The sequence below is a fragment of the Pseudomonas sp. genome (assembly GCF_026224925.1).
GTDB lineage: Bacteria > Pseudomonadota > Gammaproteobacteria > Pseudomonadales > Pseudomonadaceae > Aquipseudomonas.
The window spans coordinates 1-19,094 of the sequence record NZ_JAMFRV010000405.1 but is presented as its reverse complement, the minus strand read 5'-3'; the positions used below and the strand labels follow the sequence as shown (position 1 = coordinate 19,094).

The following is a 19,094-nucleotide window of genomic DNA, read 5'->3' as shown; positions in this document are numbered from 1 at the left end:
GGTTGTCCGCTCACACTGGCTCCAGGCGTCGTAAAGGTAGTGATAGTCGAGACGGTCACGCTGAACCCTTGTGCGGCGGTTCAGTCGATCTCGCCATGCCACGGCCTGACTGTCACTGGCGTATTGGGTGATGTAAGTGGCGCCCATCAGCGAGTGATAGAAGCTCGCATTGAGGACGAGATCGCTGGTGGCTTTTCGGTTTTGGCTACTCAGCCAATCAGACTCTCTCGCGTTGGCAGTGATTGCACTCTGCTGACCCGTGTCGGTGGTCATCCTCGCGGAGATAATCGCTGTTTGCAACGGGTCGTAGGTGAAGGACGCGAGCGTGGTAATTGTTTTGCCAGCGCTGGTAGTGATTTCGGTTTTCCAACTAAGAGTATTGCCGTCTTCCGACACTTCGCTGAAATAGCGTGTCTTGTCCGGCATCTCCAGTGCTGAAAAACTACCCTCAGTGTAAGTGAAGTTATAACTGCGCATACCCACCACACGCTTGTCCACACGTGCCTGCGCTTTGAGTGTTTGTTCGCCGAGGACGATTTCCCTGTCGCCCGTACCGCTGCCGGTAATGCTCAGGCGGGTGACAAGGCTACCCATGCCTCCATAGGCACGCTTGACCTTCGTACCCTCCGGGCCGGTCCAAAGCACCGGGCGATCAAGCTCGTCGTAGTCGACCTTGAAAAGTCGTTCACTGCTCGGTACACCTTGTGTACTGTGCTTGAGTTCGGTCATGCGACCTAGGCGGTCAAAGGTTTTCTCTGTGTTGACTCGCGTTAGTGACTGGGAGGAATTGGCCGCGGAGGGAAGGCGGGCAGAATCGATTTGCAGGACGCCGCCGTTGTTCAGGTTCTGCTGACTGTGTTCACGGATCAGGCGCGCGCCGCGCGCATCACCCAAGGTTTCTTCAGTGATCGACTGCGGAGCGCTATTACCTGGAGATGGCAGTTCCTTTTCATTCGATCCCGTCCAGAACCAGTCACGGGGATTATCTGGCTGAGCGTCCAGACCCACCTGCCGCTGCAGACCGCCGGGCAGGTAGTCCAGCATATGATCACCCTCTTGTACTGGGCAAAAATTGGAGTCCGATACGTTGGCACCCGCTACCCGTTGTTGCTCAACGCGTATGACCCGTTGCAATCCGTCCTGGAAAACTCGCTGGTATCGCGCATTGGCCTGTGCACGATTTATGCTCGTGATGCGGGTGCCGCCGTTGACCTCTTGGTAACGTGTTTCGATATCCGTCAGTGTTTTGTCAGTGCGCTGAGACTTGTCATTGTTTACAGGATTGTTGGCGTAGGTGGTTTCGCGCAGTTCACGCCCCAGGTCGTCGTATTGCCAACGAACCTGCTCGTCTTTTTGCAAGCGGCGCTGCACCTGTCCGCTGTAAAGCGAACGCCTTTCGCTGGAGAGTTCCACGTCATCTGCGGGATTCTCAGTGATGCGCGAGCGTAGCGTGACGTTCATGACGCTCGCTGCGATGTCCGCTACACGTGTTTCTGTGGTGACCAGTTGGACTTTTTCGCGGCCCCAATAACGCCGTTCCGTTACGCTGGTAGTCGCAATGTTCTCAGCGACGACCCCTTCAACAGTTGTCTGACAATGGATGTCTGCGTACTGACGTCCGGCGGTTAATGCGAACGTCCAAGGTGCCTCTGGATTTAGATTTACCTCGTCCAGGTTACTGACGATGACGCCACTCATGGTCACCGTTGTATCGACTTTAGGTGTTCGGGTCTCGGCGTTGTCGGTTTTCAGGTAACCGTAAAGAATGAGGCTGACGGGATGAATGACCCCCTCGAACGTCTGGTATTGAAACTGAGCCATCACAGGGCGTAGCAAGTCCTCTGGCATCTTTGGAGCCTGGAGGCACAGCGTTGCGCTTTGCGGAACGCTATTCCACGTATCGCGCTCCCAGTCTTTGTGTAGCAGTGATCTCAGGTCCGGGCTTTTGCCACCCATGAGCGGGTAGTGACTCCAGAGGCTAGTGACGCCATCTGCCGAGACGCTTTTGATCAGTCGGCCATCCGTTGAATAAGTGAACGATTGATTCGCGGTAGCGGTTGAGGGCGTTAGAGTTGTAGTGCTCATGAGGCAGACTCCTGAACGGATGGCTGTGTGGCGTCCTGATACGTGGTCTCGATGGCGGTTGGCAAACCGAAACGTGGGTCGCCTTGTGCAACATCGCTGAACGTCCATTTAGTGGTTTTGCACGCGCCTGAGGGAGCACTTTCTTGTTCCTCGACTTGTAAGTGCAAGCCGTTCCAGGTTCGCTTAATAGTGATGCCTTGATCTTCGGTGGAAGTGGTGGAATAGAGGTAAGTGCTGCCTTGTACAACGGCAGAATCCTTGAGGCGGTCGTATTTTTCGCCTTGGTTATAACCCAGATAGTTATTTTCGCTGTACGCCCAGTCTGTTCGCAGCGGCGCTTGATCTACCCCCGGTGAAATGACATGCATGGCAACCCTGGGCAATGGCGGCTTCCAGCCAGCTCCTTTGGGGAACGACATGTTGCTTATGTCGTCGTAAAATACTTTTTCCAGCGATCCGTCTGATTCGGATATCGACTCCAATACTCGGTCCAAAGTCGGGTCAGGGCAATAGCCATACCTCACGCTTTCCGAGATATTTTGGTTGTTGGTATTGAGTTGACGGCTGACCGTTTTAAGCAGGTAATTTTTAAGGTCAAGCGTGACCGTACTGGCTTGGTCGGTAGCGGGCCACACATTGAAGGTGACCTTGGACAGGATATCGCCAGTCGTTGCTGATGTTTGCGCAGTTGAGTATTCAGCTTGCAACAGTGATTTTCCTGCAGACATTACGCGCGTCAGCAAATACTGCCCTTGCCGGCGCTCCCAACTGAAATCCAGCCTTCCACCCGAGGGTGAAAGCATGCTGGCGGGAACGAGTTGATGATCAGGGCTCTTCCAATAAGCCAGTTCTCGATCAACCTGTTTTTTAAGTTCAGGAAGGCGTGTTGCCCAGTAATTTTTCCATTGTGTATAGGCGGCATCGTGCTGTTTTCTGGCAGCCGTAAACGAATTGTCTTCGTTGAAAATATCAATGAATGCTTCGACGAGTCGCTGAAACCATGTCAGTTCTAGAACCGGCATCTGACTGTTTACAAAACGCGGTATCTGAGTTTTTGCTTCTTCCAGTTTTGATATGAGTATCGAAACAAAAGCCGCATTGTTTTCTAATGTTTCGCCGCCGGGCAGTGTCAGCTGTTCTTTGCGTCCGGATGGGAAGCTAAGCTCTATTGTCTGCATGATCTTTTTTTCGGTATCGAACGTTGCAGTGGTTCGGCATGCCTGCTTGTCGACACTCTTCGCCGTTTTCAAGGCGGCTAGCTCTTCCTCTGTAAACTGGATCGTCTGGCCGGTACTCAGTGTTAGCAATCGTGAACGGCTGTCGTACCACGAAAAATTAAACGCCCAACCGTCACCCAGGCCAGACTCATTGGCGCGTAGTGGAGAGTAGCGTAGCGTCAAGTCCCACGTAGGACCCTTGCCTTCGAGGCCCATTAACGTCGCTATCGAGTAGTGGGCATTGAATAATCCCGTGCGCGGATCTACACCGGTGCTGTTCTGGCCGCTGACGTCGAATACTTCTGAACGGTAGGTGTTGCCGTAGTCTTCGCAGAGGGGAGAGGTGGGTGTCGGACCTTCGTTTGCTTTTAGCATGGAAAGAGTGCAGGTGGACTGTGCTTGCCAAATGCCGAAAGCGTCAGTTAATCCAGCGCGTGCAACGGTTAATTGCTTTTCGGGTATTGCTTCGGGTAAATGAATATCGAGCTTATAACTGCGCAACTGATGTGTTCCGGCTTTTAATAAAACTAATCGAGCATTTTCCAGTATGGCGTTAGGCGTGAGCTTTATAATTAAAGTGCTGTGATAGCCGTAGTTGTGACAGTCTACGGCCGCCGAGAGAGGTGGAAATGTTACTTTCTCCTTGAAGGTAACGTTATTGTTTTCGATTTCAAATGTGATCGATGTACGTTTCTCAATGTTGCTTGCCAGAGAAAGTTTTATGAATGCGACAAATTCAGCCGGGCTTAGCTCTTCCTGAGACAGTATCTCAAAAATACTTTCGAAGTCACCCATTTTTTTCAGTTCAGTTATCTCGTCGGCGCTAATATATTTAATGTGTTGGCCGTACTTGATAAGGGAACTTACGGTTTCCCCATCGTTTAGCATTCCTAGTGATGTCCCAAAAGCGTAGAGCTCCTCAATAGATGCTCTACCGTCTAGCGGCGGGTACCGGTTTTCTACTGGCTGAGAAAAATTTCTTATTTTTTCCAGAGTCTGGTATGCGTTTGATGTCGCCCCAAGAATGTAAACTAGAAATGGCCTTTTTTTAACGTTTTCAAGAGCGAGTTCTAAAGTTGCGATGATTTCTCTATACGATATTCCTATAAGACTGATGTCGTTAAAGCTACGGAGGTCTGGATCAATTCTTAAAAAGGTAAAGTCTATTCTGCTTATGAGATTTACAAGATTAGTTGTTTTTTCGGATGGATTGTTGGGCAGTGATTGCTCGGAAGCGAGTTTCCGAGCCTTGTCCAGAGCTTCGAGAGTTTCTAATATTTCAAGAACCTTTAATTCATTTGGATCGTGAATTGTGCGCAAGAACCGCTGGCATAGAACATCGATTCCTGAGTGTAGAGGTACACGTGATAACCACTCTTCCGATGGGACCGCTCCTTCATGCGCCGAATCGGTCTCATTCGTATATTTTAGGTAAGGAAGTGCACTGCTATTCGAATAAGTAGTTATAGATTGGCGTATTTTCGCGTTCCATGAAGCTTTATCTATGACCCCATCTTCGCCGCTTGGGGTAAATACCTTGCTACTGAATGTCCGCTGAGTCAGCCCATTCACCAACTGCAATTCCACTGAACTCTGGTTGTTTTCATACAACGCCCCCAACGGCACAGACGTTGTTACCCAATTGCGCTCTGACGGTTCAGTAGTAAACACTCGCAGTGGCGCGCCCACCTGCCAAATCGTCGCCTCTGTCGCATTCACCCCTGGAGCAGCGGAGCCTTGAGTTCGGTTACCTATTCGCACATAAGGGGCAAGCGCAGAGGCATTGAGCGCCCTGGCCCAAGCGTTGATCCAGTTTTGTTTTTTTCGGTCCTGCACATTGGCGGGCGTGAAACAGTGGGGCGCAACCAGTTCGGCGTTGGAAAAATCATCCCACACATAGCTGTAGATCGACTCGCCTTCTGCCAAGTCACGTTCGGCCTGCACGGTCTGTTGGCTCCACCAAGTGACCGGCATTACGGTGACAGCCAGGTCAGAGCATTGCGGGATCCATAGAGCGTTTTGAGTGTCTGCGGGTTTTATCAGGCCGGTCTCGTTATTCATCACCCCTGCGCGCAGCATCTTGCCATCGCGGTTGATTTGCTCGCACAGGTCTTTCGACCATTGCTGGGCAGTCAGGCGTACTGATCCGGGCTTAAAGATGTGCGTTTCATACAAGTATTGCGAAGTGATGTCCCTTACTTGCAGCCACAATGTTGTGTCGGCGTTCAGCGGTTTATCAGCCAGTGTGAACGTGGTCACCCAATTATTACGGAAGGCCGCTGTCGAGAACGTGCGGTTCTCACGGCTGTAATGCCACAAGCGATTGACTAGCGATTTGCCCACGATATCCAGCGTTGAAAATTCGGCTGGTGTGGCGCCGCCTTGCAGGTCAACAAATTGCCCATTATCGTTCCAGCCGCCCGCGGTTATTTGCTTGGCGTCGGAGTTGATACGTTTCGCGAACGCCTGAGGCCATTGAACTTTGCTTCGGTTGTTGGCATCGGCGGTGAAGGTGACGTGCTCTAGCGGTTCGCCGTCCGAGTGACGAATTAACCAGGTATGGAGTTTTTCCCCCAGTTCCAGATCACGGTCCGCCAACAAATAAGAAGGACTGAGCCATGAGTTTTGCGGCACTCCGAGTTCGTCCGGCTCAAAGCCGGTCATGTCCGGTAGGCCCGTTTCCGGCACTGTTAATAGCCCAGACATAAAGCTGAAGTCGGGTGTGTTGTCGGTGTTGTCGTGAGCTGTTTCGAAGGAGGTGACCGAACCACTGGAAATAACGACCAGGTTCAGATCGGAGTCGCGCGCAATCCATAACGCGTTGCCTGTGTTGGCCGGACTGATACGCTTATTGGCGTCCCAGTTGCCGCCTTTGATCATGCGACTTTTAGTATTTATCTGCGTGCAAAAGTCCTGGCACCACTCAGCGGCTTTGAGCCTGTCTGGCTTGGGGGCGAAACTATGGGTTTCATAAAGCGTTCCGGAGAGTCGATCCTTCACTTGGAGTTCTATCTTCGCATCCGCTCTAAGATCAGCGTCCTCAAACACAAGGTACTTGATCCAGTTGTTTGTGTGGGGATGGGTAATAAACGCCCTGTTATCTTTCCCTAAAAACCAATACCGGTTCCGCGCAGGCACCGACTTCAGTTCCCAGAATTTATTTGTTTCCACTCCGGAAAGTTTGAAAGCCATACCTGATTCTGATGGATTTGGTTCGCCAGCATATATTTGTTTGTAAAAGCCCCATCCCCACATTATATAAGCAAATTGTTTTGGCCAACGACTCAATGATTTGAAACTATCGTCGGTAGGGTACCAACAAAAGGTCTCGACAATTCCCCCATCGATTTTATTAATGACATACGCATAAATCTCTTCATCTCGCGCAATGTCTCGTTCGCCCTCGACATAACCGGGGCTGAACCACATGTCTTCACCACGCTTGAAAGTTTCGAAACTTGCAGTGTCCGCAATGGCTTGCGCACCGGTTTTGCTGGTTAACCTTAAAATGTCTTGACTCATATCGTCCGTGACCATTGTTCAGCTCCATGATTTTAATTTACTTTACCAAGTGTGAGAGTAGTCGCCAGGGTGGTAAGCGTTCGGACTTCGCTAGACCGCGTTCTCATGATGATTATTCAGAAATGGAATTGATGAGCTCGGTGGCCCAATCAGATCGGTTTTTGCTCATGCGAAAGGGAACCGGTTTCCTCTCGATACCACCCCTTATGTGTAACGGCTGCTACCAGTAGCAAGGTTTAACCGCTGAAACCCAGCCCTCAACCTTTTACTCTGGTTCCAACCGCTCGCTCGGTTGCGTGCGGTAATTGAGGCCGCGCTTGCTTTTTTCCGGGCGGACGGGTCTATTCTCGGTTCGTTGCATTGGGTCGCGTGAGTCACTACACGCGCCCAAACGAACCCGGAATGAAGCGAGCATCCATTGAGCACGAAGATAATTACGAAGGAAGGTCATGAAGCCCTAAAGCAGGAGCTTGATTATCTTTGGCGGGTGAAACGCCCGGACACCACGCAGAAAGTCACGTGGGCTGCGTCGCTGGGTGATCGGAGCGAAAACGCCGATTACCAATACAACAAGAAATTGCTGCGTGAGATCGACCGTCGCGTGCGTTATTTGCGCAAGCGCCTGGAAGACATGCGGGTGGTGGAATATTCACCCGAGCAAGAGGGCCGGGTCTATTTTGGCGCCTGGGTCGAAATCGAAAACGAAGAGGGAGAAACCAAGCGCTTTCGTGTAGTGGGTTACGACGAGATTTATGGGCGGATGGATTACATCTCGATTGATTCGCCCATGGCCCGGGCACTGCTCAAAAAAGAAGTCGGCGACGATGTGATCGTGCCGACTCCTGCTGGCGAAATGAGCTGGTGGATAAACGTGATTGAATACCCGAAATAATGCGTTATTTAGCCAAGGCCCGAACCAGGCAAGCGTGCATGCAGTTTTTTACGATTGAGCTGCGTAGGGTCCAATCGGTATTGATGATGTGGAAGCCCTGGATGTAACTTTCCTCATCGACGGATTCAAACCATTCGTCGATGGACGGGCTGAAATCGTCAGGGGCGATGACGTACTTAGCGCATTGGATGGCGGTTAAATAATAATCTGGTTTTCTCTTGAGCGCTTCCGTATCCATAAACGCCTTCAATGTTGCAGTGGTCACAATGTTTTCGCCTATCCATTGTTGCTTTACTCGGGACCAGAAGCCATTTGAGTAAGTGCCGGAGTAGGCCACTACAATATTCTTGCCGGGATGTTTATACCAAAGTTGGCTGACAGACAACTCATGCAAGTCCCAGGGGATCAAGCGATGACCAATACTTTGGTTGATTAGCGTAGTGAGTTCTTCGTGGGCTTGCGGAGTGAAGTTTTTGGTTTCGTGAAAATCCAGAAGAATCACTTCTCGCCCGGTATCACCGGTTTTTTTTATGCCGTTGAAAAACCCATTGAGTGGCTTGAAGATATCAGTCGACAGGTTTCTTCCCGTCCTTGTTACGTGGAAGAGCTGGAAGCGATTTGGATCGCCAACGGGATATTCCGGACAGAATTCCACCCTCAAATCAAGGACGCGTACGCCGCCCTTTATTTGATCGATAGGAGACACATCCTGGGTTGTTTCAAAGAAGTACCCGCTGGGTGATTGTTTGTCTGCGGCGGAATCGTGAGACCCAGGAAGGATAAGTTGGTCAATGCGTAGTGTGGCGAAGGCTGCGTTTTGGCCCATCCAGCTATGGGTCCGTGTATCTGGGTGTAAAATCATATTCAATCATCCATGATCGAGAGTTTAGAAATTATTGGGTTTTGTCTTCAGTAAGTAACTACGTTCCGACTAATCCAAGTGTATTGAAAATACGATTTATATCCATGGGGTATTCGTAGGAACTGTCGCTTTTAAACCGCGATTAGTCGATGCAAATTGTAGTCCGGGAGTGTTATCCCCCGGATTTTACTAGCCCTTCCGGAGTCACATTTGCTGTCAGCCCTCTCGCAACACAGTCAATGGGCTGACGTTCAACGCGCGGCGGGTGCCGAACACGCCTGCGCCGCCCACCAATGCTGCGCCAATCACCGGCAACAACAGCAGCCAAGCGTGTGGGTGCCATTGCAGGTCGAAGGCGTAACGGTACAGGGCAAAACTCACCAGCTCACACCCAAGCGCGGCCAACACACCGCTCGCTGCGCCCAGCAAGCCGAACTCGATACGTCGCGCCTTGATCAGCAAGGCCCGTTCCGCACCCAGCGCGCGGAGCAGGGCGCCTTGGCGGATGCGTTCATCCAGCGTCGCTTGCAGCCCTGAGAACAACACCGCGAGCCCCGCGGCAAGAACAAACAACAGTACGTATTCCACCGCTATCGTTACTTGGGCAAGGATGCTGCGCAGTTGCTCTAGCAAGGCTTCGACTTGAAGGATGGTCACCGCCGGAAACGCCCGCGACAGGTCAACGATTTGCTGATCGTTACCGGGTGCGAGATAAAAACTGGTCAGGTAGGTGGTCGGTAAATCCTTGAGGGTGCCCGGCTGGAAGATCATGAAAAAGTTAGGCTGAAAGTTGTCCCAGTTGACGTCGCGCAGGCTGGTGACCTGGGCTTGGCGGGTAATACCACCCACCACGAAACTCATGTGGTCACCCAGTTTCAGCTTGAGGCTTTCAGCCAGTTTTGACTCCACAGAAACACCGGGGAGTGTGTCGGGCGCAGCAGGGTCAATAGTGCTTGTCCACCAACTCCCGGCACTCAGGCGGTTGCCCTGGGGCAAGTCTGCGGCCCATGTCAGGCTGAGGTCCCGTTCAGTGGCGTTTTCGCCACGGGAGTCCTTGCTCACGATGTTGCGGACCGGCTCGTCGTTAATGCTGATCAGGCGTCCCGGTATGATCGGGTACATCGGCGAAGCATGAGTCGAGAGCCCCGCCATACGTTCGGTAAAGCCGTCTTTATCTCCGGGCAGGATGTTGAGCACGAAGTAATTGGGGGCGTCTTTGGGCAGCTGATTTTGCCAGGTATCGAGCAATTCTCCGCGCAGCAGTGCGATCAGCGCCATGGACAGCAGGATCAGGCCGAACGCCAGGGTTTGCCCCGCAGCGGCCAGCGGGTGACGCAGCAGTTGTCCCAGGCCCAGACGCCACGGCAGCGATGCACCGGCCAACAGCCGACGCAGGCTTTGCAGTACCAGCAGCAACAAACCGCCTAATACCACCGCAGCGATGATGCCACCGCCGAGCAGGGCAAAAGTCAATACGAGGTCGAGGCTCAGGCGCCACATGATCAGGCCCAAGGCCAGCAGCGCCGCGCCGTACACCAGCCAAGAGCTTGCCGGGATCGGTAGCATGTCTCGGCGCAATACCCGCAGCGGCGGCACACGGCCCAAGGCAGCCAGTGGAGGCAGGGCGAAGCCAGCCAAGGCGACGAGACCTGTGCCAATACCGGCGATGGCCGGCAGTACGCCACCGGGGGGAACGTCGGCAGGCAATAAATCATGCAGCAGCGCGAACAGACCCAATTGCGCAAGCCAGCCTAAAAGCGCACCACTGAGGCTGGCTAAAACCCCGAGTATTGCTAGCTGTAAACTGAACAACACCAGCGCTTCTGCGCGGGACAAGCCGAGGCAACGCAGCAGCGCGCTGGCATCGAACCGCCTAGCTGCAAACCGCGTGGCAGACAAGGCCACTGCAACGCCAGACAACAGCACAGCGACTAGGCTGGCCATGTTCAAGTAACGCTCGGCTTTACCCAACGCACCGCCGATTTGCCTATTGCCGTCGCGGGCATCTTGCAGGCGTTGATTGGCGGCCAACCCCGGGGTTATTTGTTGACGATAGGCTTCCAGTGATTCAAGGCTGCCACGCCACAGCTCCTTGTAGCTGACCCGGCTACCAGGCTGCACCACGCCGGTGGCTGCCAAGTCTGACAGGTTGATCATGACCCTTGGCGTTAGGCTATAGAAATTCCCGGCGCGGTCTGGTTCGTAGGTCAGCACCCGGCTCAGGCGCAGGGTTTTTGATCCGACATCAATGTTGTCGCCGACTTTCAGATTCAATGCAGCAAACAAGCGCGACTCAGCCCAGGCTTCGCCCGGCTGGGGTCTGCCGCCCGCTTCTTCGGTTTGATAGGGGGCGGCAGCGCTTTTCAGTTCGCCACGTAGCGGGTAAGCACCGTCGACTGCTTTCACGCTGGCTAACTGGATACCGGCGTCGGTGGCGATCACGCTGGAAAACTCGATGACTTGAGCGTGGTCCAGCTTCAGCGACTTACCGGCGTCCACCTGAGCAGGGAGTGCCGGGCTGGTGCCTTCGAGAATCAGGTCGGCGCCAAGGAATTCGGTGGCGCGCAGCAACATGGCGCCGTTGAGGCGAGCGCCGAAGTAGCCGATGGCAGTGCTTGCCGCTACTGCAACCAGCAAGGCAAAGAACAACACTCGTAGCTCTCCGGCACGTGCATCACGCAGGAGTTGACGGGTAGCGAGGCTCAGCAGACGAACAAGCGGCAAACGGGCCATCAAGGCTCCAGGGGGGCGACCAGTCGGCCACCTTCGAGACGGATCAGGCGTCGGCAACGATGGGCCAGACGTTCGTCGTGGGTCACCAGTACCAGAGTCGTGCGGCGCTCCTTGTTCAGTTCGAACAACAGATCGCTGATCCGTTCACCGGTGTGGCTGTCGAGATTCCCGGTGGGTTCATCGGCAAACAGCACGTCAGGGTCAGCGGCGAAGGCGCGAGCGATCGCCACGCGTTGTTGCTCTCCGCCGGAAAGCTGGCGTGGCGAGTGGGTCAGGCGTTGACCGAGGCCCACCCGTTCCAGCAACAGCCGGGCCTGTGCCCGTGCGTCTTTGCGGCCTTCCAGTTCCATAGGCAACATGACGTTTTCAAGCGCATTAAGGCTGTCGAGTAACTGAAAAGACTGGAACACAAAACCCACATGTTCAGCGCGAACGCGTGCGCGCTGGTCTTCATCCAGCTCGCCAAGATTGCGCCCCGCCAGGGTGACGGTGCCGGCGCTGGGCAAGTCGAGCCCGGCAAGTAAACCGAGGAGGGTGGATTTGCCGGAACCGGAGGCTCCGACGATTGCCAAACTGTCACCCTTGTTCAGTTCCAGGGAGAGTTCGTGCAGGATAGTCAGATCACCTTCGGTGCTGGGGACCACCTTACTGAGGTTCCAGGCACTAAGAATACTTTCGCTCATGGAGAATCCGATGCGTGCGTGGCTTTTAAGTACTGGCCTTGGTTTGCTGCTGATCTCTCAAGGAGCGGCGGCGGGCACGGTACTGATCGTTGGGGATAGTATCAGCGCGGCTTTCGGGCTGGATACCCGCCTGGGATGGGTATCGTTGCTGGATCAGCGTCTGCAGAAAGAGGGTATTGCCGATAAAGTGGTCAATGCCTCTATCAGTGGCGACACCAGCGCCGGCGGCCAAGCGCGGCTGCCTGCGCTACTTGCAGAGCATAAACCGCAACTGGTAATCCTCGAATTGGGCGGTAACGATGGTCTGCGAGGGCAGCAGCCCGCTAATTTGCAACAAAATCTTGCGTCGATGATCGACGCCTCCAGGGCGGCGGGCGCCAAAGTCCTGTTGTTGGGGATGCGTATTCCGCCTAATTATGGCCCGCGGTATACCGAGGCGTTCGCGGCGGTGTATGGCAATCTTGCGCAGGAGAAAAAAGTGCCCTTGGTGCCGTTTTTCCTCGAAGGCGTGGGCGGTATCCCGGAGTTGATGCAGGCGGACGGTCTACACCCTGCGGTCGCGGCCCAGGGCAAGTTGCTGGACAATGTCTGGCCAACGCTGAAACCACTGCTTTGACACTGTTCTAACGGCGGGCTTTGGGCTAAGGTGTCGCCCCGATTTGGAGCCCCCGATGCCGCGTCCTGCCTGGTCTTTATTTGCTTATCAATTGATCGAACCTGACGACCAGCTTGACCTGTTCGCGTGTCAGGAAGTTCGTGTGCATCTGGTTGCGCGCCAACTTGAGTTGGGTGGCACCATCGACCGAACGCTGTGCGGCACCTTGTTACCCGCTCAGCCGCGTTGGTTAGGGGTCAATAGAGTGAGGTTGCGTGACGAGCGTCTATGTTCGTTGTGCCGAGCGATTCTAGAAGCGCAGAAGCGCGGCACACGGCCCATCTGGCCAGAGTTACGCTTCAGTCAGTGAAGCGGTTTGAGCCAGTAAATCGTTAGGAACCTCCCGATCTCCCAGGCAGCGGTGTACAATCGTGCTACTTTTTCCAGCCGCATTTACCAAGGATTTTCCGGATGTTTTCGCGCATTCCCGCCGTCGCCCGCTGTTTTTCGCTTGCTGCGCTCTGTGCGGCGGGTCCTGTTGCTGCGTTAGAGTTTCCGTTGCCGCCACCCGGTGAAGACGTCGTAGGCCAGGTGCAAACCATTACCGCCAAATACGAAGACACCTTCGCTGATCTTGGAACTCAGTACGACCTGGGGTACCTGGAAATGATCGCGGCCAACCCTGGGGTCGATCCCTGGTTGCCAGGCGCAGGTACGCAAATTGTGTTACCAACTCGTTTCGTGCTGCCGCCCGGCCCCCGGGAAGGGATCGTGATCAACTTGGCCGAATACCGCCTTTATTACTACCCGAAAGGCAAAAACGTCGTTGACACCTACCCGATCGGTATCGGTCGTGAAGGCTGGGGCTCGCCGGTCGCAATCACCAAAATCACTGCAAAAACACCTAACCCGACCTGGACACCGCCTGCCTCGGTCAAAGCTGAGCACTTGGCAGACGATGACCCATTGCCGAACGTAGTGCCGGCCGGTCCGGATAACCCACTGGGTCCGTTCAAGTTTGGTCTGGGTTTGCCTGGTTACCTGATCCATGGTTCGAACAAGAAGTTCGGTATTGGCATGCGCACCAGTCACGGCTGCTTCCGCATGTACAACAATAACGTGCTGGAACTGGCGGGCATCGTGCCCATTGGCACACCAGTGCGGATCATGAACGAGCCTTATAAGTTCGGTGTCAGTGGCGGCAAGGTGTACCTGGAAGCGCACACTCCACTGGACGGAAACGGCGATCCTACTGCGCAAGACAAGCACACCGTGGTGATCAATTCCTTGCTCAAACGTGAAGGTCTGGCGGCCGATCTGCAGATGAATTGGGACGTCGTACGGGACGTGACCGCTGCCGAGAATGGCATGCCGGTAGAAATTGCAGTGCCCGGTGGCGGCGCAGTGATTTCGGGTGCTGCAACCAACGTGCAGTAGGTCGATCCACTGTCAGCCCGTCTGTGTACCTTGATGATCAAGGCTGCCCGGACGGGTTTTTTATTGCCTGTGATAATGCTCTATAACCCTCAGCCTGCATAAAACTCACCGCAATAAAAAAGCCGACCCCAAACGGGATCGGCTCATCAATAATCTCGAAAGATTATTACTTGCGGCTTGCTTTGTCCAACATACGCAGAGCGCGCTCGTTGGCTTCGTCAGCAGTTTGCTGAGCTTTTTGAGCAGCAGCCATAGCTTCATCAGCCTTACGATAGGCTTCATCGGCACGGGCTTGCGAACGAGCTGCTGCGTCTTCAGTAGCAGTCAGACGAGCTTCGGTTTCTTTGGATACGCTGCTGCAACCGGTGGCCAATACTGCGGCCAGAGCCAGAGCAGAGAATTTCAGAACGTTGTTCATCGTGTTCCCCTTAAGGACTTTCTAAAAATAGTCATCTCTCGAAAGTGAGAAAATGACCGGCGTACATACTACCCATTGTTTGTAGTAAGTAAACTGAGGAAGCGCAAGAAGCGGACAAATTTCTCAGCATTGAAACGCTTGCGTCCAACTTTTCACGCCCTGTCTAAAAATGATAGTCCATTGAATGCGCAATCTATTGAGTGCACGAGGTGTCGATTGTTCCGACGCGAGCACAGGTATGTTCCTTACCTGGCTTTTTGCGTGGATTGAAGAGGTGACTTTTGAACGCCCGGCTCGTCTCAATCACGAGTTTCGGCGAAGGGCCCGAAGAAGTAATCGCGTCAGCCGGTGTATTTATGACAAATGCAGTGTGTATCCAGACTTTCTGTCGGACTTGTTGCACGCTGCTTGAGCAAATACGCCAATGACGCCTACTATTTGAAGGTGCTCGTGTTGGTCATTAGCCGGTTTTTTTTCTGGTGTCCAAAACCAGTACGGGTGGCGTAGAGGTTCCTTCGCCGGAAAAACATCGGTAAGGTAGAGGTCTAATTTCAAGACCCGCGAGGAATAGTGATGAGCGAGGCGTTGTCCATCCAGCATGACCAGGCCGGTCATCAATTTGAGACCACTGTGGACGGTCATCGGGCCTACCTGACCTATATGGATCTGGGTAAGCAGACTCTCGATATATATCGGACCTTTGTGCCCAATGCGCTCAGAGGCCGAGGTATTGCTGCGGCATTGACCGAGCAGGCGCTCGCTTACGCAGACAGCATGGGGTACACGGTGATTCCTTCCTGTTCTTACGTTGAGCGTTATATGGAACGAAACCAGCGACTCATGGCGAAAATCTGATCGGCTGCCGACACCGCTGCTTTTGAGGTAATAACAAAGTCTAGAGCAACAACGAAAAACGCCGAGCATATGCTCGGCGTTCTTGTGTCTGCTTACAGTGCGCGCTTAAACGATTAGCCGCGGTGACGCTTGGGCAGTACGTCCTTGAGTTTCGCATGCATGCTGCGCAGAGTCTTCTCGGTGCTTTCCCAGTCAATACAGGCGTCGGTGACCGACACGCCGTATTGCAGCTCTGCCAGATCCTTGGGAATAGATTGCGCACCCCAATTGATGTGGCTTTCGACCATCAGGCCGATGATCGACTGATTGCCTTCAAGAATCTGATTGGCAACGTTTTCCATCACCAGAGGCTGCAACGCCGGATCCTTGTTGGAGTTGGCGTGGCTGCAATCGACCATGATGTTGGGACGAATGCCAGCCTTGTTCAGCGCCTGCTCGCACAAGGCAACGCTGACCGAATCATAGTTAGGCTTGCCATTGCCACCGCGCAATACTACGTGACCGTAGGCGTTGCCTTTGGTGGTGACGATGGAAACGCCACCTTCCTGGTTGATACCCAGGAAGCGGTGGGGGCTTGAAACCGACTGCAAGGCGTTGATCGCAACCGTCAAACCGCCGTCTGTGCCGTTTTTGAAACCTACAGCCGAAGACAGGCCGGAAGCCATTTCACGGTGAGTTTGCGATTCTGTGGTACGTGCACCAATGGCCGACCAACTGATCAAGTCCTGCAAATATTGCGGGGAGATCGGATCAAGCGCTTCGGTAGCGCTTGGAAGGCCCATTTCGGCCAGATCGAGTAACAATTGGCGGCCGATGTGCAAGCCGTCTTCGATTTTGAACGAGTCGTCCAGGTACGGGTCGTTGATCAGGCCTTTCCAGCCGACGGTCGTGCGCGGCTTCTCGAAGTAAACGCGCATCACCAGATATAAGGTGTCGGAAACTTCAGCAGCCAGCGCCTTGAGGCGATTGGCGTAGTCGTGGGCAGCTTTGATGTCATGGATCGAGCACGGGCCGATCACGATGAACAGGCGATGGTCCTTGCCGTCGAGAATGTTGCGGATAACTTCGCGGCCTTTGGTCACCGTGTGCAGAGCAGCGTCGGTGAACGGGATTTCGCGCTTGAGCTGATCCGGCGTGATCAGAGTCTCGTTGGAGGAAACGTTGAGGTCGTCAATCGGTAAATCAGCCATCGTGTTACTCATCAGGTCACGTGTGCTGGCCGCCTACGATCCCCGTGCGGCGGAGCCGAGCATAGTTGAGCGCATCGGGGGGAGGAACCTTAGCGCGTTACCCGGTTGTTCGACAATGGGCAAACGCAGGTATTGCTGGTCATCGCTACCCCCGAATTTACAAAAGGGGCTCCCAAGACGGATAGTGTGCAGCCAAATCTCCGGATCTTCTGTGTGAACTCATTGGAACTGACCGATTTCGACATCGATCATCAATTGCTTGAATTACCCGGTGTTTCGCTGGTGATTTTCACGGGGGCAGGGTGTGCGAGCTGCCGTTGGGCGCGGCGTGAACTGCCGGCCTTTGACTTACCCGTCGACCGGTTATGCTGGATTGACGCGGGCGACAATGCCGGGGCAGTGCAGCGGTACCAAGTGTTTCATTTGCCGGCTATGTTTGTGGTGAATAACGGTGAGTTTTATGGGGCGCTGCATTCGCGGCTTACGGTGAGCGAACTCGGTGCGGGCTTGAGGCAGGCCCTCAGTCTGAACGCTGATGACTTGCCCTGATAGAGTGTGCATGAGTACTGAGTGTCGGACACGACATGCCGAAAGTTCGTGCGTTGTATCAGGCATTGGCCTTCATTGATTCGCATAACGGCTGAACCCGCCAGGGGGCGACATGACCACAGGGCTAAGCAACAAACTGGTGTTGGCTATTTCATCGCGAGCGCTGTTCGATCTGCGCGAAAGCCATGCGGTCTACGTGGCCGATGGCGTGGAAGCCTACCGGCAATATCAGATCGAGCACGAGGAAGAAATTCTCGAGCAAGGCGATGCTTATCTATTGGTAGAGAAGCTGTTAAGCCTCAATGCGCAGCTGGAGAAGGCCCGTGTCGAGGTCATCCTGGTGTCGCGCAACAGCGCAGACACGGGGCTGAGGGTGTTTAATTCAATTCAGCATTATGGTCTCGACATCACCCGCGCGGCCTTCGTCGGCGGGCGCAGTCCTTATCCCTATCTGGCGGCATTTGGTTGCCATTTGTTTCTCTCGACCCATTCCGAAGATGTGCGCAGCGCACTGGACGCGGGTTTCGCTGCTGCGACGATTTTGTCCGGGGGCGCACGGCGTGCGGCAAGCGCCGAGTTGCGTATTGCGTTCGACGGTGATGCGGTGTTGTTCTCCGATGAGTCCGAGCGGGTCTACCAAACCGGCGGCCTGGAAGCCTTTCAGGCCAGCGAACGCGAGTCGGCGCGAGAGCCGTTGGGTGGTGGCCCGTTCAAGCCCTTCCTGGCGGCGCTGAACTTGCTACAGCGTGAGTTTCCAGAGGCGTCCTGCCCGATTCGTACAGCGCTGGTGACAGCGCGGTCGGCGCCAGCTCATGAACGCGTGATTCGCACGTTGCGTGAATGGGACATTCGCCTGGACGAGTCACTGTTTCTTGGCGGTCTGGAAAAGTCAGCGTTTCTTGAAGCGTTCGCGGCTGATGTGTTCTTCGACGATCAGCCTGGGCATTGCGAAAAAGCGCGCGAAGTAGTGGCTACAGGCCATGTGCCGCACGGGATCAGTAACGAAGTAAAAATTTGAACCTTTTGCTCCTCAATAGGTGCCAGCCGTCGCAGTCGCCAACGCGCTGCTAAGCTGAGTCCATCTCCGCCATATTGGCAGTCGAGGAGGTCATATGATTCGCTCCATGCTCTATGCCACTGACCTCGGTATTTATGCGCCGTACGTGTTGCAGCACGCCTTGGCGCTGGCGAGAACATTCAATGCCGAGCTTTACGTCATTCATGTCGTCGAGCCCATAGGGGTGTTCGCGGAGTCGGTGTTGCAGAGCTATCTTGATGAGGCGGCATTGAAGGAGTTGCACAGTCAAGGTTTGAACACTGTCATGGAGGGTATCGAGCAGCGTGTTCTAGACGGTTTTCGAGAAGAGTTGGGGGTTGGGCATCAAGATTTGTCGTTGATTCGAACCGTGCAGGTGATTCAGGGGGATCCTTCGAACGTAATACTTGAGCAGGCGCAAAAGCTGGCAGTGGATCTATTGATCGTCGGCAGTCACAGTCACGACTCGGAAGGGGATACGCCGTTGGGTCGTACGGCAGCGAAGGTTCTGCAATTGTCCGAGGTTCCGGTTTACATGGTACCCATGCTGCAGCATCGGCGGGGCTGACAGCGAATGCACTGTGAATCTGATTTTTTCAAAAATGATAAAAAGTTCTAGCTTTCTTCCTCTTACCTTTCATATAGTTATATACCGTCGCTGATGATCGTGGCGTCTATCGCTTTGAGGGATACATATGAAGCTTCAACAATTGCGCTACATCTGGGAAGTGGCGCACCACGACCTCAACGTTTCCGCCACGGCTCAGAGCCTGTATACCTCTCAGCCCGGCATCAGCAAGCAGATCCGCCTGCTCGAAGACGAATTGGGTGTCGAAGTCTTTGCACGCAGCGGCAAACACCTGACTCGCGTGACACCGGCCGGTGAAAGAATTATCACCACCGCAGGGGAAATCCTGCGCAAGGTCGAGAGCATCAAGCAGATCGCTCAAGAATTTTCCAATGAGAAAAAAGGCACGCTGTCGATCGCGACCACTCACACCCAGGCGCGTTATGCGTTGC

Annotated in this window: 16 protein-coding genes; 9 read left to right on the top strand and 7 right to left on the bottom strand. The window is 54.1% G+C overall.

Annotated elements, in window-relative coordinates; all coding sequences use genetic code 11:
• On the bottom strand, positions 1-2,085 hold a 2,085-nt coding region (locus M0974_RS17560; RefSeq protein WP_297839379.1), incomplete at its 3' end, for a hypothetical protein.
• On the bottom strand, positions 2,082-6,839 hold the full coding sequence (locus tag M0974_RS17555; RefSeq protein ID WP_297839377.1) for a hypothetical protein: 4,758 nt from the start codon (positions 6,837-6,839) through the stop codon (positions 2,082-2,084). The genes M0974_RS17560 and M0974_RS17555, both read right to left, overlap by 4 nt.
• 403 nt (positions 6,840-7,242) lie before the next feature.
• Between M0974_RS17555 and greB the strand changes: the two genes are divergently transcribed.
• Positions 7,243-7,716 (top strand): transcription elongation factor GreB, encoded by a 474-nt coding sequence (gene greB, locus M0974_RS17550; RefSeq protein WP_297839373.1) that lies wholly within the window; start codon positions 7,243-7,245, stop codon positions 7,714-7,716.
• A 4-nt stretch (positions 7,717-7,720) separates the two neighbouring features.
• On the opposite strand, the gene M0974_RS17545 is transcribed toward greB, so the two are convergent.
• The 3 genes from M0974_RS17545 to M0974_RS17535 form a co-directional block, all read right to left on the bottom strand.
• The gene (locus tag M0974_RS17545; protein WP_297839370.1) at positions 7,721-8,578 is read right to left on the bottom strand and encodes a hypothetical protein; all 858 of its coding nucleotides are present in this window, start codon (positions 8,576-8,578) and stop codon (positions 7,721-7,723) included.
• Between the two features lie 216 nt (positions 8,579-8,794).
• The gene (locus tag M0974_RS17540) at positions 8,795-11,311 is read right to left on the bottom strand and encodes an ABC transporter permease (protein WP_297839367.1); all 2,517 of its coding nucleotides are present in this window, start codon (positions 11,309-11,311) and stop codon (positions 8,795-8,797) included.
• Positions 11,311-11,994, bottom strand: a complete 684-nt coding sequence (locus M0974_RS17535; RefSeq protein WP_297839364.1) for an ABC transporter ATP-binding protein — start codon at positions 11,992-11,994, stop codon at positions 11,311-11,313. The genes M0974_RS17540 and M0974_RS17535 overlap by 1 nt, the downstream gene beginning before the upstream one ends.
• Before the next feature lie 10 nt (positions 11,995-12,004).
• On the opposite strand from M0974_RS17535, the gene M0974_RS17530 reads away from it, so the two are divergent.
• The 3 genes from M0974_RS17530 (at position 12,005) to M0974_RS17520 (ending at position 14,026) form a co-directional block, all read left to right on the top strand.
• The gene (locus tag M0974_RS17530; RefSeq protein WP_297839361.1) at positions 12,005-12,610 is read left to right on the top strand and encodes an arylesterase; all 606 of its coding nucleotides are present in this window, start codon (positions 12,005-12,007) and stop codon (positions 12,608-12,610) included.
• 55 nt (positions 12,611-12,665) lie between these two features.
• Positions 12,666-12,959: a hypothetical protein gene (locus M0974_RS17525; protein ID WP_297839358.1), complete on the top strand. Its 294-nt coding sequence runs from the start codon at positions 12,666-12,668 to the stop codon at positions 12,957-12,959.
• 101 nt (positions 12,960-13,060) lie between these two features.
• The gene (locus M0974_RS17520; RefSeq protein WP_297839355.1) at positions 13,061-14,026 is read left to right on the top strand and encodes a L,D-transpeptidase family protein; all 966 of its coding nucleotides are present in this window, start codon (positions 13,061-13,063) and stop codon (positions 14,024-14,026) included.
• Positions 14,027-14,192: 166 nt separating this feature from the next.
• Here M0974_RS17520 and M0974_RS17515 read toward each other — a convergent pair whose 3' ends face one another.
• Positions 14,193-14,444: an Lpp/OprI family alanine-zipper lipoprotein gene (locus M0974_RS17515; protein WP_003347084.1), complete on the bottom strand. Its 252-nt coding sequence runs from the start codon at positions 14,442-14,444 to the stop codon at positions 14,193-14,195.
• Positions 14,445-15,017: 573 nt separating this feature from the next.
• Here M0974_RS17515 and M0974_RS17510 point away from each other — a divergent pair.
• A complete protein-coding gene (locus M0974_RS17510) occupies positions 15,018-15,299 on the top strand; it encodes a GNAT family N-acetyltransferase (RefSeq protein WP_297839338.1) in 282 nt (93 codons plus the stop codon).
• Between the two features lie 113 nt (positions 15,300-15,412).
• On the opposite strand, the gene M0974_RS17505 is transcribed toward M0974_RS17510, so the two are convergent.
• Positions 15,413-16,489 (bottom strand): 3-deoxy-7-phosphoheptulonate synthase, encoded by a 1,077-nt coding sequence (locus tag M0974_RS17505; RefSeq protein ID WP_297839382.1) that lies wholly within the window; start codon positions 16,487-16,489, stop codon positions 15,413-15,415.
• Between the two features lie 213 nt (positions 16,490-16,702).
• Here M0974_RS17505 and M0974_RS17500 point away from each other — a divergent pair, with 213 nt between their 5' ends.
• From M0974_RS17500 to M0974_RS17485, 4 genes are all read left to right on the top strand, one after another.
• Positions 16,703-17,038 carry a thioredoxin gene (locus M0974_RS17500; RefSeq protein ID WP_297839335.1) on the top strand — a complete coding sequence of 112 codons (336 nt, stop codon included), beginning with the start codon at positions 16,703-16,705 and terminating at the stop codon, positions 17,036-17,038.
• 112 nt (positions 17,039-17,150) lie between these two features.
• Entirely contained in the window at positions 17,151-18,056 is a 906-nt protein-coding gene (locus tag M0974_RS17495) for a 5'-nucleotidase (RefSeq protein ID WP_297839332.1), read from the top strand.
• 94 nt (positions 18,057-18,150) lie between these two features.
• Positions 18,151-18,642 (top strand): universal stress protein, encoded by a 492-nt coding sequence (locus M0974_RS17490; protein WP_297839329.1) that lies wholly within the window; start codon positions 18,151-18,153, stop codon positions 18,640-18,642.
• Between the two features lie 127 nt (positions 18,643-18,769).
• Positions 18,770-19,094 (top strand): LysR family transcriptional regulator (locus M0974_RS17485; RefSeq protein ID WP_297839326.1); only part of this gene is annotated, 325 nt, incomplete at its 3' end.

Bases quoted from the DNA above. Each gene is read 5' to 3' on its own strand.
- M0974_RS17555 (WP_297839377.1), bottom strand. From the start codon at position 6,839: ATGGTCACGGACGATATGAGTCAAGACATTTTAAGGTTAACCAGCAAA.
- M0974_RS17545 (WP_297839370.1), bottom strand. From the start codon at position 8,578: ATGATTTTACACCCAGATACACGGACCCATAGCTGGATGGGCCAAAAC.
- M0974_RS17540 (WP_297839367.1), bottom strand. From the start codon at position 11,311: ATGGCCCGTTTGCCGCTTGTTCGTCTGCTGAGCCTCGCTACCCGTCAA.
- M0974_RS17535 (WP_297839364.1), bottom strand. From the start codon at position 11,994: ATGAGCGAAAGTATTCTTAGTGCCTGGAACCTCAGTAAGGTGGTCCCC.
- M0974_RS17530 (WP_297839361.1), top strand. From the start codon at position 12,005: ATGCGTGCGTGGCTTTTAAGTACTGGCCTTGGTTTGCTGCTGATCTCT.
- M0974_RS17525 (WP_297839358.1), top strand. From the start codon at position 12,666: ATGCCGCGTCCTGCCTGGTCTTTATTTGCTTATCAATTGATCGAACCT.
- M0974_RS17520 (WP_297839355.1), top strand. From the start codon at position 13,061: ATGTTTTCGCGCATTCCCGCCGTCGCCCGCTGTTTTTCGCTTGCTGCG.
- M0974_RS17515 (WP_003347084.1), bottom strand. From the start codon at position 14,444: ATGAACAACGTTCTGAAATTCTCTGCTCTGGCTCTGGCCGCAGTATTG.
- M0974_RS17510 (WP_297839338.1), top strand. From the start codon at position 15,018: ATGAGCGAGGCGTTGTCCATCCAGCATGACCAGGCCGGTCATCAATTT.
- M0974_RS17505 (WP_297839382.1), bottom strand. From the start codon at position 16,489: ATGGCTGATTTACCGATTGACGACCTCAACGTTTCCTCCAACGAGACT.
- M0974_RS17495 (WP_297839332.1), top strand. From the start codon at position 17,151: ATGACCACAGGGCTAAGCAACAAACTGGTGTTGGCTATTTCATCGCGA.
- M0974_RS17490 (WP_297839329.1), top strand. From the start codon at position 18,151: ATGATTCGCTCCATGCTCTATGCCACTGACCTCGGTATTTATGCGCCG.